Below are 24,658 nucleotides of genomic sequence, written 5' to 3' on the forward strand. Positions count from 1 at the left end.
TCGTCCGCATCCGGGCCGCCCATCGACAGGTCGAGGGCAAACCCTTTCACGCGGGCCTGTTGTGCGGTCACCGAGTGGCCGGCCGAATAAGCCTTGGCCGGCGGCTGGGTCTTGGCCTTCGCCGGTGCGGGCTTGGCGGTCGGGGCCGGCTGGTTTCGCTGCTTGGACCCGGCCCGTTCGACCTTGAAGAAGGCGATCGAGGCCTGCAGTTCTTCCGCCTGAGCGGCGAGTTCTTCTGAAGTCGCCGACATCTGTTCGGAGGCGCCGGCGTTCTGCTGGGTCACCTTGTCGAGCTGCTGGATCGCTTCGTTGATCTGCGAAGCACCGATGTCCTGTTCACGGCAGGCGGCGGAGATTTCCGACACGAGTTCCGCGGTCTTGTGGATGTCCGGCACCAGCTTATTGAGCATCTCGCCGGCTTCCGTGGCGACCTGTACCGTCTCGCCCGAAAGCGCGCTGATTTCGGCGGCGGCAGCCTGGCTACGTTCGGCAAGCTTGCGGACTTCTGAGGCGACGACCGCAAAACCCTTGCCGTGTTCCCCGGCACGGGCGGCTTCGACCGCGGCGTTGAGAGCGAGAAGGTCGGTCTGACGGGCGATTTCCTGGACGATCGAGATCTTCTGGGCAATCGTGCGCATGGCACCGACGGCGCGGCCGACCGCCTGGCCCGACGCTTCGGCGTCACGCGACGACTGGCGGGCGATCTTTTCCGTCTGGGCGGCGTTATCGGCGTTCTGCTTGATGTTGGCTGCCATCTGCTCCATCGAAGAGGAAGCTTCTTCGGCCGACGAGGCCTGTTCGGTGGCGCCCTGGCTCAGCTGCTCGGAGCTGGCCGACAATTCCTGGCTGCCCGAAGAGACGTTGTTTGACGCTGCAAGCGCGTCGGCCACGACACCCCGAAGACGTTCCACCATGCTCTGCAGCGCAAGACCGAGCGTGTCCTTCTCGGAGAGTGGCTTTGGCGAAATGGTCAGATCACCATTGGCGATCTGGTCGGCCACGTGCGCCGTGGTCCGCAGATTGGCGACCATGCTCTGCATGGCGAGCCCAAGCGTATCCTTGTCGGAAAGCGGCTTGGCATCGACCGAAAGGTCGCCCTCGGAAATACGCTCGGCGATCGCCGCCGTATTGCGGAGATTGCCGGTCATCACGTTGACCGTATCGATGAGGTCCTTGATCTCGTCATTGGTCTTGACCTCGACCTTCTGGTTGAGGTCTCCGATCGCCACGGCATTGGCGATCAAGGATATCTTTTTCAGGCCTCGGCTGATGCCGAAAGCGATCCAGAGGGCGGCGGCGATCGCCACGATCGTTGCCAGAGAGGCGATGGCGAGGACAAGATTACGCGTGCTGTTGTATTGTTCGTCCGTGGCCTGATCCGTTGCAGCCATTTGGTTCTTTGCGGCCTGGACGCGCTTGTCGATGGCGCTTTCGATCTCGTCGATCAGCTCTCGGCCTTGGCCTGCGATGATCACGACCGCTTCGTTGGACTTGCCGGCCTTGACAAGATCGCGGATTCGGGTGTCGAGAGTCACGATCTGCTGAAACTTGAGGCCGACATCTCTCCAAGCCTGCCTGCCTTCCTCTGTAGAGGCAAGGCCGGCAAGTTTCTCAAGTATCGTCTTGAAGTTCTGCTGGTTACGGTCACTGGCTTCGGCGTAGGTGTCGAAGTCCTTGGGATTGCTTGCATTTACCATATTGAGCTGCGCCCGGGTCAGGCGAAGCTGGATATTGCCCAGGTCCTGCGCGGTTTCCAAACGCGCCGCCGGCCCGGCGATCAGTTTGCCGATCGCGTCGTTCAGGTTGGACAAGCTGTATATTCCGAAGCCCGCCACGCCGATTAGCAGCGCTATGACCAAGCCATAAGTGAATGCCAGCTTCAATTTGATAGTAAACCGCATTTTAAGGTCTCCGAAATCCTTCAGGTCGGGGAATGCTTCATCTCGGATGCGATCGAGAAAGCCTCACGATCAGGATACTTCCTAACGGCAGTCGTTTCGTTGCTCGCACCAACGCAATAACGCTGGCTATCGCGGGGCCGCCTGACGGCCCCGCTCATTGGTTGGGGTGAGCGCTCAGGCGCTTTCCCGGAAGTCGTCGTCATCGCCGTCGGGACCGCCCATCGAAAGATCGAGAGCAAATCCTTTGGCGCGTGACTGCTGAGCTGCGACGGAATGGCCGGCCGGACGGGGCGCAGGAGCCTTCGACGGTTGTTTTGGGCCAGGCTTTGCTGTTGTGTGAGCCTTGGCGCCCGGCTGCGGCCGCGCTTTTGCGCCCGCCCGTTCGACCTTGAAGAAGGCGATCGAGGCCTGCAGTTCTTCCGCTTGAGCGGCGAGTTCTTCCGAAGTCGCCGACATTTCTTCAGAGGCGCCGGCGTTCTGCTGGGTCACCTTGTCGAGTTGCTGGATCGCTTCGTTGATCTGGCTGGCACCGACATCCTGTTCGCGGCAGGCGGCGGAGATTTCCGACACGAGTTCCGCGGTCTTCTGGATGTCCGGCACCAGCTTGTTGAGCATCTCGCCGGCTTCGGTGGCGACCTGCACGGTCTCGCCCGAAAGCGCGCTGATTTCGGCAGCCGCAGCCTGGCTACGTTCGGCAAGCTTGCGGACTTCTGAGGCGACGACCGCAAAACCCTTGCCGTGTTCGCCGGCACGGGCGGCTTCGACCGCGGCGTTGAGAGCGAGAAGGTCGGTCTGACGGGCGATTTCCTGGACGATCGAGATCTTCTGGGCAATCGTGCGCATGGCACCGACGGCGCGGCCGACGGCCTGGCCGGACGCTTCGGCGTCACGCGACGACTGCCGGGCGATCTTTTCCGTCTGGGCGGCGTTATCGGCGTTCTGCTTGATGTTGGCTGCCATCTGCTCCATCGAAGAGGAAGCTTCTTCGGCCGATGAGGCCTGTTCGGTGGCGCCCTGGCTCAGCTGTTCCGAACTTGCCGACAGTTCCTGGCTGCCCGAAGAGACATTGTCCGCCGCCGAAAGAGCGTCGCCGACCACGCCTCGCAGGCGTTCCACCATGCTTTCAAGAGCAAGACCGAGCGTGTCCTTGTCGGAGAGCGGTTTCGGTGAAACGGTCAGGTCGCCGTTGGCGATCTGGTCGGCAATGGTCGCCGTGTTGCGCAGGTTGGCCGTCATCGTGTTGATGGTATCGACCAGATCCTTGATCTCGTCATTTGTCTTGATTTCGACGTTCTGATTGAGATCGCCGATCGACACGGCCCGGGCGACGCCCATGATCTTGGTAAGGCCTCTGCCGATGCCCAGGGCGATCCAGAACGCTGTCGCCGCTGCCGTAATGACGGCAACGACCGCGATTGTGATCATCAGGCTGCGCGTGGTCCAATAGGTGGCTTCGGCTTCATCATTGGCCTTCTGCATCCGGTCGCGATTGATTTGGACGGATTCATCCAGCTGCGCGGAGAGTTCGGTGATCGCCTTGCGGCTTTCTCCAGCCGAGAGAGCGAGTGCTTGCTGCATGTCGCCGCGCTTGGCGGCGGCATCGACCTTGTCGTTCGCAGCCTGGTTGGTCGTCGCGAGACCGCGCGTTTCATCCCAGAACGGCTTCTGGTCTGCCGATGCGGTCGAAGCCAGTTCGTTCAGCAGCGTGATGAACTGCAACTCCAGCTTGTCGCCGTCGCCGAGGAACTTTTCGATCTCCTGCGGCGAGGTGGCAAGCAGCATGTTCTTCTGCGCGCGGATGCGATTGAGCGACAGGATGTTCATCTGCTGGACTTTATCGAGCCGCGTCGCCGCGACGTCCGTGACGTAAGTCATGGCCTCATTGGCGGCGCCAAGGCTATATATTCCGTAGCCGGCCGTACCAACCAGCATGCTGACAAGAAAGCCGAAGGCCAATGTCAGTTTGGCTTTGATCGTAAATCGCATAGCCCTATCCCCTCAAGGCAATGAAGTGCATCAGTCGATGCGTCCCTCCAGGCGGGGGGACGCGGTTGAAAACGAGAAGACCGATACATTCACCCTTCTGCGATAGTCCGGTTGCCCGGATATTCTCCCGCCTACATGCAAGAGACGATCCCGAATTCCTGTCAATCCGGGATCGGTTCAGTTCCCTCAGGCGCTTTCGCGGAAGTCCGCGTCATCGGCATCCGGCCCGCCCATCGACATGTCGAGGGCAAAACCCTTGGCGCGGGCTTGCTGGCTGAGGACCGAATGGTCGCCCTTGTGGTGTTGTCCCGCAGCGCGTGCCTGCGTGGGTTTTGCCATCGGCTTGCGGGCGGCGGAGGCGGCCGGAGCGCGCTTTGCCTGTTTGGCCTGTTTGCTGCCGGACTGATCCACTCGGAAGAAGGCGATCGAGGCCTGCAGTTCTTCTGCCTGCGAGGCAAGTTCTTCCGAAGTCGCCGACATTTCTTCCGAGGCACCGGCGTTCTGCTGGGTCACCTTGTCGAGCTGCTGGATCGCTTCGTTGATCTGGCTGGCACCGACATCCTGTTCGCGGCAGGCGGCGGAGATTTCCGACACGAGTTCCGCCGTCTTCTGGATGTCCGGCACCAGCTTGTTGAGCATCTCGCCGGCTTCGGTGGCAACCTGCACGGTCTCACCTGAAAGCGCGCTGATTTCGGCGGCGGCAGCTTGGCTGCGTTCGGCAAGCTTGCGGACTTCCGAGGCGACGACCGCGAAGCCCTTGCCGTGTTCGCCGGCACGGGCGGCTTCGACCGCGGCGTTCAGAGCGAGAAGGTCGGTCTGGCGGGCGATTTCCTGGACGATCGAGATCTTTTCCGCGATCGTGCGCATTGCATGGACGGCGCGTCCGACGGCCTGGCCCGACGCTTCGGCGTCACGCGACGACTGGCGGGCGATCTTTTCCGTCTGGGCGGCGTTATCGGCGTTCTGCTTGATGTTGGCCGCCATCTGCTCCATCGAGGCGGATGCTTCTTCGGCCGACGAGGCCTGTTCGCTGGCGCCCTGGCTCAGCTGCTCGGAGCTTGCAGAAAGTTCCTGGCTGCCCGAGGAGACGTTGTCGGAAGCGGCGAGCGCATCGCCGACGACGCCGCGCAGGCGCTCGATCATGGTGTTGACGAAGCCGAGCAGTTCACCGATCTCGTCCCTGCTGGAGATGGCGGCGAAGCGGGTCAGGTCGCCGTCGGCGACGTTCTGCACTGCCCCGATCGCATTGCGCAGGCCCTTGTTGATCGAAAGGGCGATCCAGAGGGCGGCCAGCAAGGCGATCAGGAAAGCGGTTGCCGCGACCGAGATCATGATCAGTCGGGTCTGAGCATAATCCACATCCGACTGTTTGTTGGCGTCGTCGAGCCGGCCTTCTTCGAGTTTGACCACGTCGGAGAGCAAAGCATCGATCTCGTTGGTGACGGTGCGTGCCTCAGTGGTTGAAATACGCAGTGCCGAGCTTGTATCTCCACCCAGCATCAGGGTGCGGATGTGGTCATCCTGCTTGCGGAATTCCGCTGTGAAGGCGGAGAGCTTGCCCCAAAGGACTTTGCCCTGTTCGGTCGCGCGGGCTTCAACCGCCTTGAGCGTCTCATCGAATACACGGCGGGCCTCGTCACTCTTCGCGATATATCCCTGTATCTCGCCGGGATTCGCCGCCAGAAGCAGGTTCTTCTGTTGGCGGATCTGCTGAAGCTGCTCGTTGTTCAGATTCTGGGCGAGTTTCAGTCGCAGGGCTGGCCCCTGCAGCACATTTTCGAGCGTGTCGTTCAGGCTACTGAGGCTGAAAATGCCATAGGTAGCAGTCGCCAACAGCATGATGATGATGAAACCGAATGCTGAAGCCAGCTTAAATTTGATTGAAGCGTGCATTTTTTGAGTCCATCAAAAGGGTGATCAACCGTGGGAGGCCCCGGTCGCGGAATGGTCGTGTTGGGCGGAGAAGATCACCTGGAGGTTCGGGAGGATGATGAATTCCGCCCCCCGCTTGACGAGGCAATCGATGAAATCTGGTCGCCAGCGCATCCCCACGCTCGGCGGCGGCTCGCCGGCGGTGCGAAGCAGCGTTGTCACTTCGTGCACTTTGTCCGTGCGGATGCCCGTCAGCACGGATTCGCCGTCGATCTCGATCGAGATGACGATGATGCGGCTGTCGATCGTCGGCTTGGTCGCTTCCATGCCGAATGCGAGACGGATATCGGCAAGCGGGATGACCTTGCCGCGGAAGTTGATGACGCTGCCGACAAAGGCCTTGGCGCCCGGAACCATGGTCTCCGGCAGAAGATCGAGGATCTCCTGCACGATGAAGGCTTCCAGCGCGAAAACTTCGCCGGCAATGTCGAATGTCAGGACTTCCAGCTCGTCGCGGCCGCCCCAAAGGTCCTGAGAAATCTTTCTGACTGCTTCGTTCATCCGGCCGCGCGCAGATGCGCCTCCTGTTGTTGCCCCTCGGCCACCAGATGACCGACGTCGAGGATCAGCGCCACGTCCCCGTCGCCGAGTATGGTCGCACCCGAGAAGGTGGCGACGTCATGGTGCAGTTTCGACATGCCCTTGATGACCGTCTGGTGATCGCCAATGATCTGGTCGACGACCAGGCCGACCCGTTCGGAACCTGTCGAGATGACGACCACCTTCTGGAAGGGATCGGGCTTCGTGCCGGTGCGGAAGAGATCGCGAAGCCTGAGAAATGGCACGAGGCTGTCGCGCAGCGAGATGAAGCTGCGGCCGCGTGAGCGCATGTCTTCTTCGATCGAGAGTTCGAGGCATTCCTCTACCGCCGAAAGCGGAATGACATAACGGCCGTCGCCGACCCGCACGAGCAGTCCGTCGATGATCGCGAGCGTCAGAGGGATCGCCAGCGAAATCTCGGAACCTTCGCCAGGATGGCTTGCAACGTTGATCGTGCCGCGGAGTGCATCGATGGTCCGTTTGACCACATCCATGCCGACACCGCGGCCTGAAAGGTTGGTGACCGTCTGGGCTGTCGAGAAGCCGGGGTGGAAGATCAGCTGGTAGAGTTCCTGATCGGTGAGGCTGGCATTCGGCGGGATGAGGCCGGAGGATTCCGCCTTGGCGCGCACCCGTTCGCGGTTGATGCCGCGACCGTCGTCCTTGATAGTGATAATGACTTCGCCGGCCTGCTGGCGGGCGGAAAGCAAGATATGCCCCGCTTGTGATTTGCCGGCGGCAAGCCGTTCCTCGGGGGTCTCGAGACCGTGGTCGCAAGAGTTGCGCACCAGATGCACCAGCGGATCGGCCAGGCGTTCGATGACGCTCTTGTCGACTTCCGTGCTTTCTCCCTCGGTGACCAGTTCGATCGTCTTGCCGGTTTCATGCGAAAGATCGTGCACCAGCCTGCGGAAGCGGCTGAAGAGGTGCGCGACCGGTACCATGCGCAGCACCATCATCGTATCGCGCAGCTCGCCTGAAAGGCGTTCCACGTCTTCCGAGACGGCCCGCAGCTGCAGATCGCCGCTGCCGCCTGCAAGCTGGCTGAGGCGCGATTGGGCGATGACGAGTTCGCCGACCCGGTCCATCAGCTCGTCGAGTTTTTCGGCGGGCACGCGGACGTTTTCGGACGCCTTGTTCTGCTTCGTCTCGACGGGAGCTGCAGCGATCGGCGCAGGTGCAGCCGCATGCAGGACGACAACCGGTGCCGCCGCAGGCTGGGATGCCGCGGCGGGCTGCGATGCCGTAACCGGGGCTTCCGTCTTGGCCGGTGCCTTGGCGGCGACCGAAATCTCGACGGTTATGACTTCGAGCTGCATCTCGTCCATGACGAAGATGAATACGTCGTCGATCGCAGACCGCGGCTGGGTGGTCAGAAGCTCGACTTCCCAGGAGACATAAAGATCGGTCGGCGCGAGAAGGTCGAGCGATGGGATGGCAGAGCGGTCTGCCACGATCCGGCACTCGCCGAGCTCGCGCAGTTCGTCGAGAAGCGGCAGCGGATTGGTGCCGTTTGCCATTGCGTTCTGCGGCAAGCTGAAGCGGATCTTGAAATGGTTCTGGCCCGGAGCAGTTTTGGCGGGGCCGGAAGAACCGGCGTTGTTGGCGCCATCGACGGCAGCGCGCAGGCTGGCGAGAAGCGCTTCGCCGGTCGCCTCATGGTCGCCATTCGGCGTGTCGACCAGGGCACGCATGTGATCCTTGGCCTCGAGAACCGCCGTGACCAGCTCCTGTGTTGCAGGAACTTCGCCCTTGCGGACGCGGTCGAACGCCGTCTCGCAATGATGGGTGAAAGCAGCCAGGGCATCGAAGCCGAACATGGCTCCCGATCCCTTCAAAGTGTGGAGTCCGCGGAAGACCGCGTCCACCTGATCCTTGTCGCCGAGGTTTACGTTCAGGTCGAGAAGCCCAGCTTCGATCTGTTCCAGAAGCTCGGCAGCCTCTGTCCTGAAAACCGCGATAGGATCGGGAAAGCTCATCTGCCGAGTACCTTTCGAACGATCTTGACCAGGCTTTCCGGGTCGAAGGGCTTGGTGAGCCAACCGGTGGCACCGGCGGCCTTGGCTTCCTGCTTGATGTCGTTGTCGGATTCCGTCGTCAGGAAGATGACTGGAACGCCCATATGGGCCGGCATCTTGCGCAGTTCCCGGATCATCGTCAGGCCGTCCATGTTCGGCATGTTGAGATCGGTGACGATCAGGTCGAACTGGCTGGCGCTAAGCTTGGCGATGCCGTCCATGCCGTCGACTGCTTCCGTGATCTGGTATCCGGCATTGCTGAGGGCGACGCGCGTCGTCAGCCGGATGCTGGCGGAATCGTCGACTGTTAAGATGCTGGCGCTCATTGAATACCCCCTTGATGAAGCCAGAATTTCAGGTCTTCAGCGGACATCCCGTCGAGGAAGCCGCTGCGCTTCAAGACATCGAGCGTTGGGCCGCTGGCGGGACGGGCTAACGCGATTTGCTTTCCGGCTGCGACGGCGTAGATGCGCGCCGCTTCCATGAGTTGAATGAAGCTGATGTCCACTTGGCAATCATCGTCGAGTTCGATGGTTGCGGACGCGGTTTTGTCCAGAAACTGCAGCATTTCCCGCTGCACGGTTGCAATCGTGCGAACAGTCAGGTTCTGCGGCGGGCGAAAGTAATCCTCTTGAACATCGGAAGCAGGCATTCTTACCTCAATATAATTCCGAAAACGCTGAAATAGCTGGCCGAATGTGGACTTGCATCGTTAATGCGGAGTTAACCGACCATGGCCATTTCTCACGAAACAAAACTGATAGGTTGCATTTTGCCGCGCTAATGAGCGGGAAAATTAACCACAAGTCGCAAACGACCGCCGCTATTCTGCGGGAATTAACTCATCGTCCCTCAGAGTAGTTCTCGCGCAGGACAAAACCGTGCCCGAACTTGCTGGTGCGGAACTGTCCCAAAACAATGCAGGCGAGTTCATCGTCGTATCTTCAGCAGGCAGAGGTCCCGTGGGGACCTGAAAGGTGAGGCAAAATGGCTGTCAGGGCATCCATTTTTGACATCGTGAGTAGCTCGACTGGCGTTCTCGCCTTCGTCGACCGGATGGAAACAGCACGCTCGCGTATCGAGGAACGTTTTCTCGATGGTGGCGCGGCGCTCCTGTCGATCCTCGATGTGCTGAACAAGCTGATCACCTCCCTCGACCAGTTGACCGGTTCGCTGGACGAAGGAACGGCAAACGCCACGATGGCCGAGCTGAAGAGCACGGTCGAGCGGCTGTCGCACCTGACCAGACTCGAATCCGGACGCCAGGTCGGCTTCCAGGAAATCGCCTCCGCGGAACGAAAACTCCGGCCTCAGATCGAAGAGATGCAGGAAACGCTGCGCTATCTGCGCACCTTCGCGGTGACCGCCAAGATCACCGGTGCCGGGATTGCCGATTTCGCCGGTTTCGCAGAGGAAATTCTCGCAAGGATCCAGGAAGGCTCGCGGCAGGTCAACGATCTGGCAGGCAAGCTGAGCACCCTCGGCCACGGTCTTGGACCGGTGATGGTCAAGGGAAAGGCGATCCTGGCAAGCTACGACCAAACGGTGCCGCAGATCGTTGTCGGCCTCTCCAACGGCGCGGCAGAGATCGGCAAGCACCGCAAGCTGCTGGTCGAGCGCGCCGCTAGGGTGCGCACCGTTGCAAGCGGCATCCAGTCGAAGCTCGCCTCGACGCTGTCGGCCATGCAGGTCGGCGACATCACCCGCCAGCGCATCGAACATTGCCAGTCGAGCCTGCGCATCCTTTCCGATTATCTGGAATCGCCCGCGGCCGCCAGGCTGACCGGCGACCAGCGCGAAAGCCTGTCGCTGATCATCCGCAAGCTCGTATCGTTGCAGCTCAATCAATCCATCTCCGACTTCGATCGTGATACCGCAAAGATCGTTGCCATCGTCGCAAGCTTCCGGTCCGATCTGTCGCAGATCGAAGCCCTGCGCGCGACGATGACCGATGCCGACAGCGGCGACAACGACAATGCGATCCGGCAGCTCGAGAGCGGCGTGACCGCAGCTCGCGGTGCCGTGCGCGAAATCGAGGAGGTTGCCCACCACGCCGGCGAGCTCAGCCGGTCGACCAGCGATACCGTCCGGGAACTTCTCGACGGCATCAGCATCGTCAAGGTCGTGCGCACCGACATTCACTATATGGCGCTCAACACCAACCTCCGTTGCGGCAAGATCGGTGAGGAAGGCAGGGCGATCAATGTCGTGACCGCAGAACTGCGCAACTTCGCCGCGGTGCTCGACGAAACGGCTGAAAAAATCCTGATCGAACTCCAGACGCTCGAAATCGCTGCCAACAAGCTGACCAGCGTCCACGGCGAAGAGAGCGAACAAAGCCTCGACCAGCGTTTGGAAAACGCGCTTGAAAACATTCGTGCGGTCGGCGACCGGATGGATACCCAGATGCTGGCGCTCGGCGATCAGAGCAGGACGGCGGTCGGCGAGATGGATATCTCGCTCGCCCGGCTGAACTTCAACGCCGAACTCGGCGAAGTGCTGCGCGCCTGCGCCGACGAGATGGCGCTCGACGACGACGTCTTCGAAGCGCCGGGCCTTGAAGAGGCGCTCGCGGAAGTCGGTGGCCGTATTGCTCGTCTTTATACGATGGTGACCGAACGCGAATTGCATGCCGCGGTGCTTGGCACGGCGCCGCCGATGGTAGCCGCTGCTGCCGCCACCACCATGTCGGATGAAGACATCGACGATGCCCTGTTCTGATCGGCCGGCGCCTGCGCGGACCGGCGGGGGCTGCATTCAGCGGCTTGTCCTGTTAAGATAAAGCGAAGGCCGCGCCTTGACCTTTGGGTGCGCCTGGGTCATGTGACCGCCTTTACTGACGCAGCGCTTGGAATACGGGACGAACCCCGCAAGTGCTCTAGAAGAGAAACACAATGAGCAAGCCAACATCCTCGGCGCCCTCCCAGCGCATGCTTCGCGTTGGCGAACAGGTCCGCGCCGCCATAACCCAGGTCCTGCAACGCGGCGAAGTGCGCGACGACCTCATCGAAAAGACCGTGATCTCGGTGTCCGAAGTGCGCATGTCGACAGACCTTAAGGTCGCCACGGCCTACGTGACACCCCTCGGCCTGCCGGATCATGCGGCAATCATCGAGGCGCTGAACCGCAACGCCAAATACATTCGCGGCCGTATCGGCGGTCAGCTCCGGCAGATGAAATACATGCCGGAAGTCCGCTTCCGCGACGATACCAGCTTCGACAACTACAAGAAGATCGATGAGCTGCTGCGCTCGCCGGAGGTCCAGCGGGATCTCGACGGCGGCAATGAAGACAAAGAATAATCAAGAGAACGCATGTCAAAACCCCGCAAACCAAAGGGCCGCCCGATTTCCGGCTGGCTGATCCTCGACAAGCCGGTCGATTTCGGCTCGACCGAGGCCGTCTCCAAGATCAAGTGGCTGTTCAACGCCCAGAAGGCGGGACATGCCGGTACGCTCGATCCGCTCGCTTCCGGCATGCTGCCGATTGCGCTCGGCGATGCGACCAAGACCGTGCCTTACGTCATGGACGGACGCAAGATTTATGAATTCGCCGTCAGCTGGGGCGAAGAGCGTTCGACCGACGACCTCGAAGGCGAAGTCACGGCCGCATCGGACACGCGTCCCGACGAACAGTCCATCCGCGATCTGCTGCCGAAATACACCGGCACGATCAGCCAGATCCCGCCGCAGTTCTCGGCGATCAAGATTGCCGGCGAACGGGCCTATGACCTCGCTCGCGATGGCGAGACGGTCGATATCCCTTCCCGCGAAGTGGAGATCTTCCGGCTGACGCTGCTCGGCGTCACCGCGGACAAGGCGCATTTCGAGGTGGAATGCGGCAAGGGCACTTATGTGCGCGCGCTGGCCCGCGACTTCGGCCGCGATCTCGGCTGCTATGGTCACATTTCCGAACTGCGCCGCACCTTCGTCGCGCCGTTCGCCGAGGAAAAGATGGTTCCGCTCGCCGATCTCGTGGCGCTTGAGGAGATCGAGGACCGCGACGAACGCCTGGCGGCGCTCGATGAGTTCCTGATCGACACTGCCGAAGCGCTGTCCAGCCTGCCGCATCTGCCGGTCACCGACGATCAGGCGCACAGGCTGAAAATGGGCAACCCGGTCATTTTGCGCGGCCGCGATGCGCCGCTTGCGGAGGCCGAGGCCTATGCGACGGTGCGCGGCAAGCTGATCGCCATCGGCGAGATCGGCCAGGGCGAATTCCGGCCGAAGCGGGTGTTCGGCTGATCGGCGGACGCCTCTTCCAATTGCAACGTGAATGGTCTATAGGCAGCGCCAGCATCAGGAGCCTATAGGCATCCTACTGCATTCATGGCCGAAGCTGAACGACATCTCGGCTTCTGGCGTCTCGTTCTCCTCTTTACGAAAGGATCGTAAGATGTCGATCACTGCCGAGCGCAAGACTGCGCTGATCAAGGAATATGCAACCGTCGAAGGCGACACCGGTTCTCCGGAAATTCAGGTCGCAATCCTGACGGAACGCATCAACAACCTGACGGGTCACTTCAAGGATCACAAGAAGGACAACCACTCGCGTCGTGGCCTTCTGACCATGGTTTCCACCCGTCGCTCGCTTCTTGATTATCTCAAGAAGAAGGACGAGGCCCGTTACAGCAAGATCATTGCTGCTCTGGGTATTCGCCGCTAAAAATTTCCGGCGGGCGCTCTTGGAGCGCCTGCCGGTTCTTTATTCGGGCCAAGGTCCGATGAAATGTTTGCGCTACGCCCTAGTTCGCGTGGTGACTGCCCGCAGACCCGGATGGGCCGGATCTGCCAAACAAACCGTTGACCTGTCATGGGGCAGGATTGCCGGATGCTTTCGGCCAAAGCCCTCGGGGCTTTAGCCGCGGCTCCTTTCCAGGATGCCGGTGATGCAAAGCCTCCCGTTGTCTTGCCCATGATGTGTCACATTGATTGCGGTCGACTGTACGCTACGCCCGATATCGGCGATGCGTGTGCTCCCGCATTGAAGGACAAGACATATGTTCAATACTCATTCCGTCGAAATCGAATGGGCCGGCCGCCCGCTGAGGCTGGAAACGGGCAAGATCGCCCGCCAGGCTGACGGCGCGGTTCTCGCAACCTACGGCGAGACCGTCGTTCTCGCGACCGTTGTTTCCGCCAAGGCTCCGAAGCCTGGCCAGGATTTCTTCCCGCTCACCGTCAACTACCAGGAAAAGACCTATGCCGCCGGCAAGATCCCGGGCGGCTATTTCAAGCGCGAAGGTCGTCCGTCGGAAAAGGAAACGCTGGTTTCCCGCCTGATCGACCGTCCGATCCGCCCGCTCTTCCCGGAAGGCTACAAGAACGATACCCAGGTCGTCGTTACCGTTGTCCAGCACGACCTTGAGAACGATCCGGACGTCTTGTCGATGGTTGCGGCGTCTGCTGCGCTGACGCTCTCCGGCGTTCCGTTCATGGGCCCGGTCGGCGGCGCCCGCGTCGGTTACATCAACGGCGAATACGTCCTGAACCCGCATCTCGACGAGATGGACGAGTCGGTTCTCGACCTCGTTGTCGCCGGTACGGGCGATGCCGTCCTGATGGTTGAATCCGAAGCCAAGGAACTCAACGAAGACATCATGCTCGGCGCCGTCATGTTCGGCCATCGCGGTTTCCAGCCGGTCATCGACGCGATCATCAAGCTCGCTGAAGTCGCCGCCAAGGAACCCCGCGAGTTCGAACCGGAAGATCATTCCGCGCTCGAGGCCGAAATGCTCCAGCATTTCGAAGCCGAACTTCGCGAAGGCTACAAGATCACCCAGAAGGCTGACCGTTACGCAGCCGTCGACGCTGTCAAGGCGAAGGTGAAGGCCCACTTCTTCCCCGAGGGCGTCGAGCCGAAGTACAATGCCGAAGTCATCGGCGCCGTGTTCAAGCACCTGCAGGCCAAGATCGTTCGCTGGAACATCCTCGACACCAAGAGCCGCATCGATGGCCGTGATCTCGAGACCGTCCGCCCGATCGTCTCTGAAGTTGGCATCCTGCCGCGCACCCACGGTTCTGCCCTCTTCACCCGCGGCGAGACCCAGGCGATCGTTGTCGCCACGCTCGGCACCGGCGAAGACGAACAGTACGTCGACAGCCTGACCGGCATGTACAAGGAGCGCTTCCTGCTCCATTACAACTTCCCTCCCTACTCGGTTGGTGAAACCGGCCGCATGGGCTCCCCGGGCCGCCGCGAAATCGGCCATGGCAAGCTCGCATGGCGCGCCATCCGCCCGATGCTGCCGACGGTCGAGCAGTTCCCCTACACGCTGCGCGTCGTTTCCGAAATCACCGAGTCCAACGGCTCGTCTTCGATGGCGACCGTCTGCGGCACCTCGCTCGCACTGATGGACGCCGGCGTACCGCTGGCCAAGCCGGTTGCCGGCATCGCCATGGGTCTCATCCTCGAAGGTGAGCGTTTCGCGGTTCTCTCCGACATCCTCGGCGACGAAGACCACCTCGGCGATATGGACTTCAAGGTAGCGGGTACTGCCGACGGCATCACCTCGCTGCAGATGGACATCAAGATCGCCGGTATCACCGAAGAGATCATGAAGGTCGCGCTCAACCAGGCACAGGGCGGTCGCAAACACATCCTCGGCGAAATGGCCAATGCCATCACCGAGAGCCGTGGCCAGCTCGGCGAATTCGCACCGCGCATCGAAGTGATGAACATCCCGGTCGACAAGATCCGTGAAGTCATCGGTTCGGGCGGCAAGGTCATCCGCGAAATCGTCGAAAAGACCGGCGCCAAGATCAACATCGAGGACGACGGCACCGTCAAGATCGCTTCGTCTTCCGGCAAGGAAATCGAAGCCGCCCGCAAGTGGATCCACTCGATCGTTGCCGAGCCGGAAGTTGGCGCTATCTATGAAGGCACGGTCGTCAAGACCGCTGACTTTGGTGCTTTCGTAAACTTCTTCGGCGCCCGCGACGGCCTCGTGCACATCTCGCAGCTCGCTTCCGAGCGTGTTGCCAAGACCCAGGACGTCGTCAAGGAAGGCGACAAGGTCTGGGTCAAGCTCATGGGCTTCGACGAGCGCGGCAAGGTTCGCCTGTCGATGAAGGTCGTCGACCAGGCCACCGGCCAGGAAGTCAAGAAGGCTGAAGGCGAAGCCGCCGAATAAGGCCTTCGTTTTCCCGAGACATCGAGGCGCGGAAGCTCTTCCGCGCCTTTTGTTTATCTGCTGCCACGAGACGAACCCACGAGACTAGCCATGAGCCGAGACGCCCTGAAAACCCTGTTCCACCCCTTCGACACCGAGGCTGTTCCGATGCCCGGCGAAGGAGAGCGTGTGCTCTTCCTGGGCGCCGAGGCAGGCAATGCCCTGTCCGAAGGGTTCGCGGCCGAGATCACTGCGGTGCAGCCGTTCCGGCCGCTGTTCCGGGCTTTGCGCGACGGCGCCTTTCCCGAGGCCGAGGGCGACGGTTACGACTTTGGGCTGGTGCTCTGCGGCAAACATCGCGGCGAGAACGAGAACCGTGTCGCCGAGGCTCTCGAGCGCGTCAGAACGGGAGGCGTCATCATCGTCGCCGGCGGTAAGGAAGATGGCATCCAGCCGCTCCGCAACACGCTTCTGAAGCTTGGCATCGAACTCGATTACACCCCGAAATATCACGGCGTCGCCATATGGTTCGCCAGGCCCGCCAATGCCGACGCAGCGATCAAGGCGCTGAAGAAGTCGACCGTGGTGATCGACGCCCGGTTCGAGGCTGCACCCGGCATGTTCTCCCACGAGCGCGTGGATGCAGGCTCGGAACTGCTCGCAGGCCGCCTGCCGACCGATTTCGACGGCAATGCCGCCGACTTCGGCGCCGGCTGGGGGTATCTCTCGGTGATGCTGGCGGAAAAGTCGAAGCGTGTGAACCGCATCGATCTCTTCGAGGCGGATTACCAGGCACTGGAATTTGCCAAGCGCAACATCGCGCGCAATTGCCCGGATCTCAACGCCCGTTTCTACTGGCAGGACCTTGGCGCCGAGCCGCCGAAGGAAAAATACGACCTCGTCATCATGAACCCGCCGTTCCACGAGACGCAGGCGACGGACCCCGAACTCGGCAAGACGATGATCCGCACGGCCGCCGCGGCACTCAAGAACGGCGGCCGCCTGATGCTGGTCGCCAATCGCGGCCTGACCTACGAGCCGGTCCTGGCCGAAGGTTTCCGCGAAAGCGGCGAGACTTGCCGCAACGCCCGCTTTAAGGTTCTATGGGCGAAGAAGTAAGCCTCGCAAGGACCGATATGCTCGATCGAGATCCGATTGTCATCGCTGACGCAGGGCCGTTGATCCGCCTCGCAGCGGCGGGGCTCCTCGATTCCATGCGGCTCACCAATCGCAGGATTGTCATCGTCGATCGGATCGAGGAAGAAGTCTGCAGTGATCTCTCCAAACCTTATGCGCCGGAGATCGAGGCCTGGATGACGTCCATGAACGGGGCGATCGAGCATGCAGAGACGTTGGAGGGCATCGCGATCGCGGCATTGCGCGATCGTGCGACAACGCCGGAAGCGCAGGACAAACTCAAGCGGGCATTGAGGAACAGCGGCGAACGCGCCATTCGCGAATACATCGAAGCAATGGACCCGCAGGATACGGATGAGGCATTGGTCCTTTATGAGGACGGCGCCGTTCCGAATCTGATGGCAGCAGCAACGGTTCCGATGACGCTTTTGACGACCCGCGCCTTCGTCAGGGAAATCGAAGAGCGTGGCTACAATCTCGATGCCGTTCAGGCGCTTGAAGCCGTTCCGTACAATCTGAAGCCGGCAATACGCACCGTTATCGATGCGAACAGCGGGCCTTCAGAAGGTTTCCCAAAATAGCGCTTACTCCGAATCCGCGTTCCGCAGCCGGTCGAGGCTCGGCAGCGACGTGATGTTGTAGCCGGCATCCACGTAGTGGATTTCGCCGGTCACGCCGCGGGAAAGGTCCGAGAGCAGGTAGAGGGCCGAGCCGCCGATATCCTCGATGGTGGCCGTGCGACGCAGGGGCGCGTTCTTCTGGTTCCAGGAATAGATCGCGCGCGCGTCGGAAATGCCCGCACCCGCAAGCGTGCGCACGGGGCCTGCCGAGATTGCGTTGACGCGGATGTCGCGTGGGCCGTAATCGGCGGCGAGATAGCGCACCGAGCTTTCCAGCGCCGCCTTGGCAACGCCCATGACGTTGTAGTTCGGAATGACCCGCATCGAGCCGCCGTAGGTGAGCGTCAGGATCGTTCCGCCGTCGATCATCAGGTCCGCCGCCCGTTTGGAAATCTCGGTGAAGGAGAAGCAGGAGATCACCATCGTGCGGCTGAAATTCTCGCGCGTCGTGTCGGCGTAAAGGCCTTTCAGCTCGTTCTTGTCGGAAAAGCCGATGGCATGCACCAGGAAGTCGAGCTTGCCCCAGCGCTCCTTGATCGCCGCGAAGGTCGCATCCACCGAGGCGATATCCTCGACATCGCAAGGCACCACGAAATCGGAATTGAGTTCGGCTGCGAGCGGCTTGACCCGCTTGCCGAGCGCTTCGCCCTGAAAGGTGAAGGCGAGTTCGGCGCCTTGCGCTGCGACGGCTTTCGAAATCCCCCAGGCGATGGAGTGATTATTGGCGACCCCCATGATCAGGCCGCGTTTCCCCTGCATGATTCCGGTCATGGATTTACCCGTTAAAGCGCTGGAAGACGAGCGTGGCGTTCGTGCCGCCGAACCCGAAGGAATTGGAAAGAACCGTATCGATCTTGGCGTCGTCGATCCGCTTGCGGACGATCGGCACACCTTCGAATTCCGGGTCCAGGTTCTCGATATGGGCGCTTTCGCCGATAAAGCGTTCCTGCATCATCAAAAGGCCGTAGATCGATTCCTGCACGCCGGCACCGCCGAGCGAATGGCCGGTCAGCGACTTGGTCGACTGGATATGCGGGATCTTATCACCGAAGACCTGGCGGATTGCGCCGATCTCCTTGCTGTCCCCGACCGGCGTCGAGGTGCCGTGGGTGTTGATGTAGTCGATATCGCCTTTCACGGTCGCCAGCGCCTGGCGCATGCATCGCATCGCGCCTTCACCCGAGGGGGCGACCATGTCGTAGCCATCCGACGTCGCGCCGTAGCCGACGATTTCCGCATAGATCTTGGCGCCGCGCGCTTTGGCATGCTCGAGTTCTTCGAGAACCAGCACGCCGGCGCCGCCGGCGATGACGAAACCGTCGCGGTCGACGTCATAGGCGCGGGAGGCCTTGTCGGGATTGTTATTGTACTTGGTGGACATGGCGCCCATGGCGTCGAACAGGTTCGACATCGTCCAGTCGAGGTCCTCGTGGCCACCGGCGAACATCACGTCCTGCTTGCCCCACTGGATCATCTCCGCAGCGTTGCCGATGCAGTGCGCGGATGTCGAGCAGGCGGACGAGATCGAATAGTTGACGCCGTGGATCTTGAACCAGGTGGCGAGCGTCGCGGATGCCGTGGAGGACATCGCCTTCGGCACGGCAAACGGGCCGATCCGCTTCGGACTGTTGTTCTTGAGCGTGATCTCGGCGGCTTCGATCAGCGTGCGGGTGGACGGGCCGCCGGAGCCCATGATGATGCCGGTGCGCTCGTTCTCGCCGATATCCTTGTCTTCGAGACCGGAATCGGCGATCGCCTGTTTCATGGCGACATGGTTCCAGGCGCCGCCCTGGCTGAGGAAGCGCATCGCGCGGCGGTCGACGAGATCGGTCGGGTCGAGCGTCGGCTTGCCCCAGACCTGGCACTTGAAGCCGTGCTCGGCGAAATCGGGAGAGAAGGAAATGCCGGACTTTGCCTGACGCAAGGATTCGGTGACTTCGGCGGCATCGCTCCCGATCGAGGATACGATACCGAGACCCGTTACAACTACCCGTCTCATCTCATCAAAACCTTTTCTGCTTGTTCTGCTTTGGCCGCCACGCAGGATCAGGCGGCCTTTTCCTTCGACAGGCCTACACGAAGGTCCGTCGCCTGGTAAATGGTTTCGCCATCCGCCTTCAGCCAGCCATCGGCGGTGCCGAGCACCAGGCGGCCGCGCATGACGCGCTTGAAGTCGATGCCATACTCAAGCAGCTTGGTATCCGGGCGTATCATGCCCTTGAACTTCACTTCGCCGGTCGACAGAGCCATGCCGCGTCCGGGTTCGCCGAGCCAGCCGAGGAAAAAGCCGGTCAACTGCCACATGCCGTCGAGACCGAGGCAGCCCGGCATGATGGGATTGCCTTCGAAATGGCAGGGAAAATACCAGTCGTCCGGTCGTACGTCGTACTCGGCGCGGAGATAACCCTTGTCGAAAGCTCCGCCTGTTTCCGAGATATCGGTGATGCGGTGGACCATCAACATCGGCGGCAGCGGAAGCTGCGCATTGCCTGGTCCGAACAGCTCACCATGGGCGCAAGAGAGAAGTTCTTCGTAAGAGAAGCTGGACTGCCTGGGTGCCATAAATTTCCGTTCCCCCCGTTGAACCTTAGACCTTTTGTTTCAGCAGCGTATTGCAAGATCGGTCGGAATTGAAGCGTAACGATGAACTCGCGCTCCGCCTGGGGATGGCAGCCGAGCCGCTGGAACATGCGTTTGTTCTGGTCCGCATATAGGAAGCTACAGGCGCAAACCAGAGGCTTGTAGCGAAATTGCGCGTTTTTGGCGCTCTCGCCGCAGGTATCCTCCGGAAACTATTGAAACTACCGTCCGTAAAAGTTATATCGGAAAGTCAAGATACCTGATATTGGCGTGAAACGGCAGGAGTTGACGGGTAATTATGGCAGAAGCCATTACGGACATCGAGACGAGACTGCGCCATTGCGGCCTGCGTCCGACGCGGCAGCGTATTGCGCTTGCCGACCTGTTGTTCGCCAAGGGTGACCGCCATCTGACCGTCGAGGAACTGCACGAGGAAGCCACCTTTGCCGGTGTCCCGGTTTCGCTCGCGACCGTCTACAATACCTTGCATCAGTTCACCGAAGCCGGTCTCATCCGCGTGCTCGCGGTTGAAAGCGCCAGGACCTATTTCGACACCAATATTTCCGATCACCATCACTTCTTCGTCGAGGGCCGCAATCAGGTGCTCGACATTCCGGTCAGCAATCTGCAGATCGACAACCTTCCGGAAGCTCCTGAAGGCATGGAAATCGCTCATGTGGATGTGATCATCCGTCTGCGCGAAAAGAAAAGCTGACGCCTCTCACGGCCTTTTCTTTCCTTTGATTGCTTCGTCCTGGTCCCGTCCGGGACGCGGCCTGTAGCGTGGCAATGTCCAGCCATAGTGGATCGCGCCACCGCGCAGGCCGAAGGCGAGCGCCGCGCCCAGCCCCGAACTTGCGTAGACCGGCAGGCCGAGTGCATTCGCCGCGGTAAACCCGCAGGCGCCCGCAAGGGCGGCGGTGATGTATATTTCCGGCCGAAGCAGAACCGAAGGTTCGTTGGCGAGAAGGTCGCGCAGGATGCCGCCGAAGGCGGCTGTCAATGCTCCGGTGACGATCGCGATCGTCGGCGATCCGGTGGCGGCGAGACCTTTTGCTGCACCGAGCACGCTATAGGCGGCAAGCCCGATCGCGTCGAGCCAGATCAGCAGGCGAAAGCGCCATTCCACCCGATGCGCGGTGCAGAACACGAAGGCGCCCGAGACGACGCAGATGAGAATATAGGTCGGGTCCAGCACCCAGAAGACCGGCGTGCGACCGAGGAGGATGTCCCTGAGCGTTCCCCCGCCGAGCCCGGTGACCGCCGCGAAAAACAGGAAGCCGACGAGGTCGAGCTGCTTTCGCGAAGCGGCAAGCGCCCCGGTCGCGGCAAAAAGCGCGATGCCGGCATAGTCGAGTATCGTCAGCAGAGACATGTCAGACCTTGTGATCCAGCGTCGCGCAAGTGCGGGCCGTTAGCATAACCGCCGATCGTTGCGTGCGTCATCCTTCGACGCACGCCGTGAACAGATGAATTTGCAGAGGTCCGCCAGTGAAAAAGCTCTTGATCATTGTCGTGCAGGCGCTCGTCTTGGTGTTTGCGCCCACACTTTCTTTTGCTCAGCAGCCGCAGCGTTTCAGCGATCCGGAAATTTACGAGAAGGATTACTTCCGCAAGGAGTGCAAGACCGTCGATTTCGGGCCGGCCTTCATCAAGCGCTTCGACATCAACAACGACGGCATGCTCGATCTCGTTTCCAACCAATCCGAAGTAACCTGCGACGGGGTCAGAGGACCGCGTTGCGCCAGTGAAGGCTGCCGCTACAATTTTTATGTGCAGATCAAGGAAGGCGGCTACGTCATGGTCGCCACCGCCCAGCTTTATAAATACGATTTTGTTCAGTACTTCGGCAACATGGTCTTCGAACTGACGATGCATCCCCGCTTCTGCGGTCGCACCGACGCGGCGCCCTGCGAAATGCGCGTCAGGGTGCGCGGCCTTGATTTCAACATCCTATCGAAGAAATAGAACGGCCCGGGAGAGGGCTCACCCCGGGAAGATCTCGCCGATCCGCCCGGTGAGATAATAGGCCGTCAGGCTCATCCATTCGCGAGCGGCAGTCGTCGTTAGCTGCGCATTCAGCGCCGGCTGGGTGAAATCCAGCGATAGGCGGACGATGCCGCTGGTGCGGTAGTCGACCGGCCACGGTGTCACCTCCGTTCCGGCGGCCCGGAACAGGCCCATCGATCGCGGCATATGGAAGGCAGAGGTGATCAGCAGGCAATCGTCGAGCCCCTGAGCCTTCAGAAGCCCGGCCGTATTCACCGTATTCTCATAGGTCGTGCGAGACGCATTCTCCTTCACCAGTCGATCGGCCGGGATGTCGAAGGCGGAGAAGAACCGTTCCGCAGCCTGCGCCTCTCCTTCGTAGGCGCCGCTGATGGAACCGTCGCCGCCGGAAATCAGGATGTGTGCTTGCGGATGATTACGGGCGAGCCGCAACGCCTCCACGAACCGGTCGGCGGCCTGATTGAGCTCGATGCCGCCGCGCACGGTCGTCACCTCGTTCTCGAGCACGCCGCCGAGCACGATCATGCAGGAAACCGACTGGGGTTCCTGCATCGGCTTTGGAATGCGGCCTTCCAGCGCCTGCAGCGCCACTGCGCCCGTCGTGGTAAAAAGCGTCACGAACAGCACCAGTGCGGTCAGCAGCGCAGCAAGGCCGCCAAGCCGGCGCCAGCCGACGGCGATGAGAACTGTGGCAAGGGCGGAGAGGAGAAAAGCAAGCGAGAGGGGCTGGGCGAAGACCCAGAAGAGTTTTGAAAGCAGGAACATCAAAAACTTTCGGAAAGATCAGGCACGGCGGCGGGCTGAGGCGATCGGCTGCTGGAAATGCAGGTGCAGCGGGCGCGGCAGAAGCGTCGTCGCCAATGCGACCGCGAGGGCCAGAACCGAAACGATCCAGAGCGCATGGCTGCCTGCATATTTCGTCAAAAAAGCGCCCGTCACCGCGCCGCATGCCATTCCGGTCCAAGGAACCGTCTGGATCAGCCAACCGGTCGGGTTGCGGTCGCCGATCAGCCAGCGGCCGATGCCGCGGCCAAAGCGGGAAAGCGCCCCCGTCACGTAGGTGAGGCCGATCGGCAGCCCTTCGATATGTTCGACCGTTGCGTTGATCATGCCCATCGACAACACGACCAGATAGAATTGCAGCCGAGGATATCCCCCCGCGTCGGGGACGGTCGAGGCGGCGGCAAGCAGGATGGAGACGCTTGCAAGCACCACGAATGTGCGGCGCGCCGACACCGTATAGGCAAGCACGATGCCGAGCGCGTTGCCGAGGATGAAGACCCAGAGCGCGATGAACAGGATGATCGCATGGCTATAGTCGCCGTCGGCGAAGGCGATGGCCGCGCGGGTCGTGTTGCCGGTCATGAAGGACACGAAGTCGCCCGAGAGTAACAGCCCCACCGCATCCGTCATGCCCGCCACGAAGGAAATGGCGGCAACCAGCGCAAGGCCTGTCACGGTCCGCCGCCTGCGGATGATGCGTCTTCGTCTTTCCCTGCTCATGGAGCCCCTTCCTCCGCGTAAATCTGCGCGAATCACGCCTTGAGGCGTTGATCTAGGACAATGTCGAACAAGTAGAAAAGAAATCGCAAATCGCTTGGCCAAGCGAGTCCTATCTCGGGTCCAACCAGGCATCGATACCCTTTGCCGCGGCCCGGCCCGTCGCAAGGCACGCGGTCAGCAGGTAGCCACCCGTCGGGGCCTCCCAGTCGAGCATTTCCCCGGCGGCGAAAAGGCCCGGAAGCGGTTTCAGCATGTAGTTTTCGTCAAGGTCGCTCCAGGCGATGCCGCCGGCGGACGAGATCGCTTCCGCGATCGGTCGCGGACGGACAACCGGGATCGGCAGAGACTTGATCAGCCTCGCCAGTTCCTCCGGGGACATGCGGTTGATATCGCCAACAAGCTCGCGAAGCAGAGCGCTCTTCACGCCCTCCAGCCCTGCTCCCTTGCGCAGGCGGTTGGAGAAACTCGCCTTGGCATCTTGCCGGGTAAGGTCGCGGCCAAGTCGCTCCAGCGTGCGGCCGGGTGCGAGGTCGACGGTCAATGTCGCCTGGCCTTGCACAAAAAGCCGGTCCCGAAGTGCTGCTGAATGGGCATAGACAAGGCTGCCTTCGATCCCCTGCCCGGAGATCACGAATTCGCCTTGGAATGTGCCGGCGTCGGAAGTGGTCGAAACGGATTTCAGCGGCTCTCCGGCGAAACGGTCACGAAATGCCTCGCTCCAGGCAACATCGAAGCCGCAATTGGCCGGCTGCAGATCGGCGACTTCAACGCTCTTGTCCTTCAGCCACGGCACCCAGGCGGCATCCGAGCCAAGCCGCGGCCAACTGGCGCCGCCCAGTGCCACAAGAGCGGCATCGGGCTGGACCGTGACGGGCCCTTCCGGAGTTTCGAACCGGTAACCGTTTTCGGCAAACCCCACCCAGCGACGCCGCGTCCTGAGCATCACGCCCTGCGCCTCCAGCCGCCGCAGCCAGGCGCGCAATAGCGGCGAGGCCTTCATAACCGTCGGAAACACGCGGCCGGAGGTCCCCACGAAGGTTTCCGTGCCAAGCCCCAGCGCCCAGGCCCGCACGTCGCCCGGCGTGAATGCCTCGAGGGCAGGGCGCAGTCGAGCGGAGGCGCTTCCGAAACGCGCCGCGAACTTTGAAAAATCTTCCGAATGGGTGATGTTCAGCCCGGATTTCCCGGCGAGCAGGAATTTCCGCCCGAAGGTCGGCATCGCCTCGTAGACGGTCACTGCGTGACCGGCAGCGGAGAGAACCTCCGCCGCCATCAGCCCTGTCGGGCCGCCGCCGATGATCGCGATCTGCTTTGTCATGC

23 protein-coding genes are annotated in these 24,658 nt (G+C 61.3%); 9 read left to right on the top strand and 14 right to left on the bottom strand.

The genetic code is table 11. The features are described from left to right. The 7 genes from AC1D3C_RS19690 to AC1D3C_RS19720 form a co-directional block, all read right to left on the bottom strand. Positions 1 to 1,901: methyl-accepting chemotaxis protein (locus tag AC1D3C_RS19690; protein WP_477484034.1), on the bottom strand; the 1,901-nt coding region annotated here is incomplete at its 3' end. Between the two features lie 174 nt (positions 1,902 to 2,075). Then, positions 2,076 to 3,887, bottom strand: a complete 1,812-nt coding sequence (locus tag AC1D3C_RS19695) for a methyl-accepting chemotaxis protein (RefSeq protein WP_247135967.1) — start codon at positions 3,885 to 3,887, stop codon at positions 2,076 to 2,078. Positions 3,888 to 4,073: 186 nt separating this feature from the next. Then, on the bottom strand, positions 4,074 to 5,780 hold the full coding sequence (locus AC1D3C_RS19700) for a methyl-accepting chemotaxis protein (RefSeq protein ID WP_477484035.1): 1,707 nt from the start codon (positions 5,778 to 5,780) through the stop codon (positions 4,074 to 4,076). 24 nt (positions 5,781 to 5,804) lie between these two features. Beyond that, the gene (locus AC1D3C_RS19705) at positions 5,805 to 6,320 is read right to left on the bottom strand and encodes a chemotaxis protein CheW (RefSeq protein WP_038591915.1); all 516 of its coding nucleotides are present in this window, start codon (positions 6,318 to 6,320) and stop codon (positions 5,805 to 5,807) included. Beyond that, complete coding sequence (locus AC1D3C_RS19710) at positions 6,317 to 8,338, bottom strand: chemotaxis protein CheA (protein ID WP_477484036.1); 2,022 nt, start codon at positions 8,336 to 8,338, stop codon at positions 6,317 to 6,319. Before AC1D3C_RS19710 ends, AC1D3C_RS19705 begins: the two co-directional genes overlap by 4 nt. After that, positions 8,335 to 8,703 carry a response regulator gene (locus tag AC1D3C_RS19715; protein ID WP_038547692.1) on the bottom strand — a complete coding sequence of 123 codons (369 nt, stop codon included), beginning with the start codon at positions 8,701 to 8,703 and terminating at the stop codon, positions 8,335 to 8,337. Before AC1D3C_RS19715 ends, AC1D3C_RS19710 begins: the two co-directional genes overlap by 4 nt. Next, complete coding sequence (locus AC1D3C_RS19720; RefSeq protein WP_477484037.1) at positions 8,700 to 9,029, bottom strand: STAS domain-containing protein; 330 nt, start codon at positions 9,027 to 9,029, stop codon at positions 8,700 to 8,702. The genes AC1D3C_RS19715 and AC1D3C_RS19720 overlap by 4 nt, the downstream gene beginning before the upstream one ends. A 335-nt stretch (positions 9,030 to 9,364) precedes the next feature. Between AC1D3C_RS19720 and AC1D3C_RS19725 the strand changes: the two genes are divergently transcribed. From AC1D3C_RS19725 to AC1D3C_RS19755, 7 genes are all read left to right on the top strand, one after another. Continuing rightward, complete coding sequence (locus AC1D3C_RS19725; RefSeq protein WP_477484038.1) at positions 9,365 to 11,098, top strand: chemotaxis protein; 1,734 nt, start codon at positions 9,365 to 9,367, stop codon at positions 11,096 to 11,098. A gap of 173 nt (positions 11,099 to 11,271) precedes the next feature. Further along, positions 11,272 to 11,679 carry a 30S ribosome-binding factor RbfA gene (gene rbfA / locus AC1D3C_RS19730; protein ID WP_038547695.1) on the top strand — a complete coding sequence of 136 codons (408 nt, stop codon included), beginning with the start codon at positions 11,272 to 11,274 and terminating at the stop codon, positions 11,677 to 11,679. A gap of 12 nt (positions 11,680 to 11,691) precedes the next feature. Continuing rightward, complete coding sequence (gene truB / locus AC1D3C_RS19735; protein ID WP_477484039.1) at positions 11,692 to 12,621, top strand: tRNA pseudouridine(55) synthase TruB; 930 nt, start codon at positions 11,692 to 11,694, stop codon at positions 12,619 to 12,621. Between the two features lie 151 nt (positions 12,622 to 12,772). Beyond that, the gene (rpsO, locus tag AC1D3C_RS19740; RefSeq protein WP_038547700.1) at positions 12,773 to 13,042 is read left to right on the top strand and encodes a 30S ribosomal protein S15; all 270 of its coding nucleotides are present in this window, start codon (positions 12,773 to 12,775) and stop codon (positions 13,040 to 13,042) included. A gap of 334 nt (positions 13,043 to 13,376) precedes the next feature. Further along, a complete protein-coding gene (gene pnp / locus AC1D3C_RS19745) occupies positions 13,377 to 15,509 on the top strand; it encodes a polyribonucleotide nucleotidyltransferase (protein WP_477484040.1) in 2,133 nt (710 codons plus the stop codon). 90 nt (positions 15,510 to 15,599) lie between these two features. Beyond that, on the top strand, positions 15,600 to 16,607 hold the full coding sequence (locus AC1D3C_RS19750) for a class I SAM-dependent methyltransferase (protein ID WP_477484041.1): 1,008 nt from the start codon (positions 15,600 to 15,602) through the stop codon (positions 16,605 to 16,607). Between the two features lie 17 nt (positions 16,608 to 16,624). After that, complete coding sequence (locus tag AC1D3C_RS19755; protein ID WP_477484042.1) at positions 16,625 to 17,206, top strand: hypothetical protein; 582 nt, start codon at positions 16,625 to 16,627, stop codon at positions 17,204 to 17,206. A 3-nt stretch (positions 17,207 to 17,209) separates the two neighbouring features. Here the strand turns inward: AC1D3C_RS19755 and fabI are convergent, their stop codons facing one another. Genes fabI through fabA form a run of 3 tightly spaced genes read right to left on the bottom strand, consistent with a single transcriptional unit; the run spans position 17,210 to position 19,807 of the window. Continuing rightward, positions 17,210 to 18,016, bottom strand: a complete 807-nt coding sequence (gene fabI, locus AC1D3C_RS19760) for an enoyl-ACP reductase FabI (RefSeq protein WP_038547712.1) — start codon at positions 18,014 to 18,016, stop codon at positions 17,210 to 17,212. Between the two features lie 4 nt (positions 18,017 to 18,020). Beyond that, positions 18,021 to 19,244, bottom strand: a complete 1,224-nt coding sequence (gene fabB / locus AC1D3C_RS19765; protein ID WP_247031890.1) for a beta-ketoacyl-ACP synthase I — start codon at positions 19,242 to 19,244, stop codon at positions 18,021 to 18,023. Between the two features lie 47 nt (positions 19,245 to 19,291). Then, entirely contained in the window at positions 19,292 to 19,807 is a 516-nt protein-coding gene (gene fabA, locus AC1D3C_RS19770) for a 3-hydroxyacyl-[acyl-carrier-protein] dehydratase FabA (protein ID WP_038547719.1), read from the bottom strand. A 316-nt stretch (positions 19,808 to 20,123) separates the two neighbouring features. Between fabA and irrA the strand changes: the two genes are divergently transcribed. Then, a complete protein-coding gene (gene irrA / locus AC1D3C_RS19775; RefSeq protein ID WP_038547722.1) occupies positions 20,124 to 20,540 on the top strand; it encodes an iron response transcriptional regulator IrrA in 417 nt (138 codons plus the stop codon). Positions 20,541 to 20,546: 6 nt separating this feature from the next. Here irrA and AC1D3C_RS19780 read toward each other — a convergent pair whose 3' ends face one another. Beyond that, a complete protein-coding gene (locus tag AC1D3C_RS19780; protein WP_038547724.1) occupies positions 20,547 to 21,200 on the bottom strand; it encodes a trimeric intracellular cation channel family protein in 654 nt (217 codons plus the stop codon). Positions 21,201 to 21,316: 116 nt separating this feature from the next. Between AC1D3C_RS19780 and AC1D3C_RS19785 the strand changes: the two genes are divergently transcribed. Then, positions 21,317 to 21,793, top strand: a complete 477-nt coding sequence (locus AC1D3C_RS19785) for a hypothetical protein (RefSeq protein ID WP_477484043.1) — start codon at positions 21,317 to 21,319, stop codon at positions 21,791 to 21,793. Between the two features lie 18 nt (positions 21,794 to 21,811). Here the strand turns inward: AC1D3C_RS19785 and AC1D3C_RS19790 are convergent, their stop codons facing one another. From AC1D3C_RS19790 to AC1D3C_RS19800, 3 genes are all read right to left on the bottom strand, one after another. Beyond that, a complete protein-coding gene (locus AC1D3C_RS19790) occupies positions 21,812 to 22,600 on the bottom strand; it encodes a YdcF family protein (RefSeq protein WP_477484044.1) in 789 nt (262 codons plus the stop codon). A gap of 18 nt (positions 22,601 to 22,618) precedes the next feature. Next, complete coding sequence (locus tag AC1D3C_RS19795; RefSeq protein WP_038547731.1) at positions 22,619 to 23,338, bottom strand: YoaK family protein; 720 nt, start codon at positions 23,336 to 23,338, stop codon at positions 22,619 to 22,621. Positions 23,339 to 23,447: 109 nt separating this feature from the next. Then, entirely contained in the window at positions 23,448 to 24,656 is a 1,209-nt protein-coding gene (locus AC1D3C_RS19800) for a TIGR03862 family flavoprotein (protein WP_477484045.1), read from the bottom strand. Positions 24,657 to 24,658: the final 2 nt, after the last annotated feature.

The sequence above is a fragment of the Neorhizobium sp. P1_A6 genome (genome assembly GCF_056406795.1).

What these genes read in the sequence shown, in the direction of transcription:
- AC1D3C_RS19695 (WP_247135967.1), bottom strand. Translation starts at nt 3,887, where the DNA reads ATGCGATTTACGATCAAAGCCAAACTGACATTGGCCTTCGGCTTTCTT.
- AC1D3C_RS19700 (WP_477484035.1), bottom strand. Translation starts at nt 5,780, where the DNA reads ATGCACGCTTCAATCAAATTTAAGCTGGCTTCAGCATTCGGTTTCATC.
- AC1D3C_RS19705 (WP_038591915.1), bottom strand. Translation starts at nt 6,320, where the DNA reads ATGAACGAAGCAGTCAGAAAGATTTCTCAGGACCTTTGGGGCGGCCGC.
- AC1D3C_RS19710 (WP_477484036.1), bottom strand. Translation starts at nt 8,338, where the DNA reads ATGAGCTTTCCCGATCCTATCGCGGTTTTCAGGACAGAGGCTGCCGAG.
- AC1D3C_RS19715 (WP_038547692.1), bottom strand. Translation starts at nt 8,703, where the DNA reads ATGAGCGCCAGCATCTTAACAGTCGACGATTCCGCCAGCATCCGGCTG.
- AC1D3C_RS19720 (WP_477484037.1), bottom strand. Translation starts at nt 9,029, where the DNA reads ATGCCTGCTTCCGATGTTCAAGAGGATTACTTTCGCCCGCCGCAGAAC.
- AC1D3C_RS19725 (WP_477484038.1), top strand. Translation starts at nt 9,365, where the DNA reads ATGGCTGTCAGGGCATCCATTTTTGACATCGTGAGTAGCTCGACTGGC.
- rbfA (WP_038547695.1), top strand. Translation starts at nt 11,272, where the DNA reads ATGAGCAAGCCAACATCCTCGGCGCCCTCCCAGCGCATGCTTCGCGTT.
- truB (WP_477484039.1), top strand. Translation starts at nt 11,692, where the DNA reads ATGTCAAAACCCCGCAAACCAAAGGGCCGCCCGATTTCCGGCTGGCTG.
- rpsO (WP_038547700.1), top strand. Translation starts at nt 12,773, where the DNA reads ATGTCGATCACTGCCGAGCGCAAGACTGCGCTGATCAAGGAATATGCA.
- pnp (WP_477484040.1), top strand. Translation starts at nt 13,377, where the DNA reads ATGTTCAATACTCATTCCGTCGAAATCGAATGGGCCGGCCGCCCGCTG.
- AC1D3C_RS19750 (WP_477484041.1), top strand. Translation starts at nt 15,600, where the DNA reads ATGAGCCGAGACGCCCTGAAAACCCTGTTCCACCCCTTCGACACCGAG.
- AC1D3C_RS19755 (WP_477484042.1), top strand. Translation starts at nt 16,625, where the DNA reads ATGCTCGATCGAGATCCGATTGTCATCGCTGACGCAGGGCCGTTGATC.
- fabI (WP_038547712.1), bottom strand. Translation starts at nt 18,016, where the DNA reads ATGACCGGAATCATGCAGGGGAAACGCGGCCTGATCATGGGGGTCGCC.
- fabB (WP_247031890.1), bottom strand. Translation starts at nt 19,244, where the DNA reads ATGAGACGGGTAGTTGTAACGGGTCTCGGTATCGTATCCTCGATCGGG.
- fabA (WP_038547719.1), bottom strand. Translation starts at nt 19,807, where the DNA reads ATGGCACCCAGGCAGTCCAGCTTCTCTTACGAAGAACTTCTCTCTTGC.
- irrA (WP_038547722.1), top strand. Translation starts at nt 20,124, where the DNA reads ATGGCAGAAGCCATTACGGACATCGAGACGAGACTGCGCCATTGCGGC.
- AC1D3C_RS19780 (WP_038547724.1), bottom strand. Translation starts at nt 21,200, where the DNA reads ATGTCTCTGCTGACGATACTCGACTATGCCGGCATCGCGCTTTTTGCC.
- AC1D3C_RS19790 (WP_477484044.1), bottom strand. Translation starts at nt 22,600, where the DNA reads ATGTTCCTGCTTTCAAAACTCTTCTGGGTCTTCGCCCAGCCCCTCTCG.
- AC1D3C_RS19795 (WP_038547731.1), bottom strand. Translation starts at nt 23,338, where the DNA reads ATGAGCAGGGAAAGACGAAGACGCATCATCCGCAGGCGGCGGACCGTG.
- AC1D3C_RS19800 (WP_477484045.1), bottom strand. Translation starts at nt 24,656, where the DNA reads ATGACAAAGCAGATCGCGATCATCGGCGGCGGCCCGACAGGGCTGATG.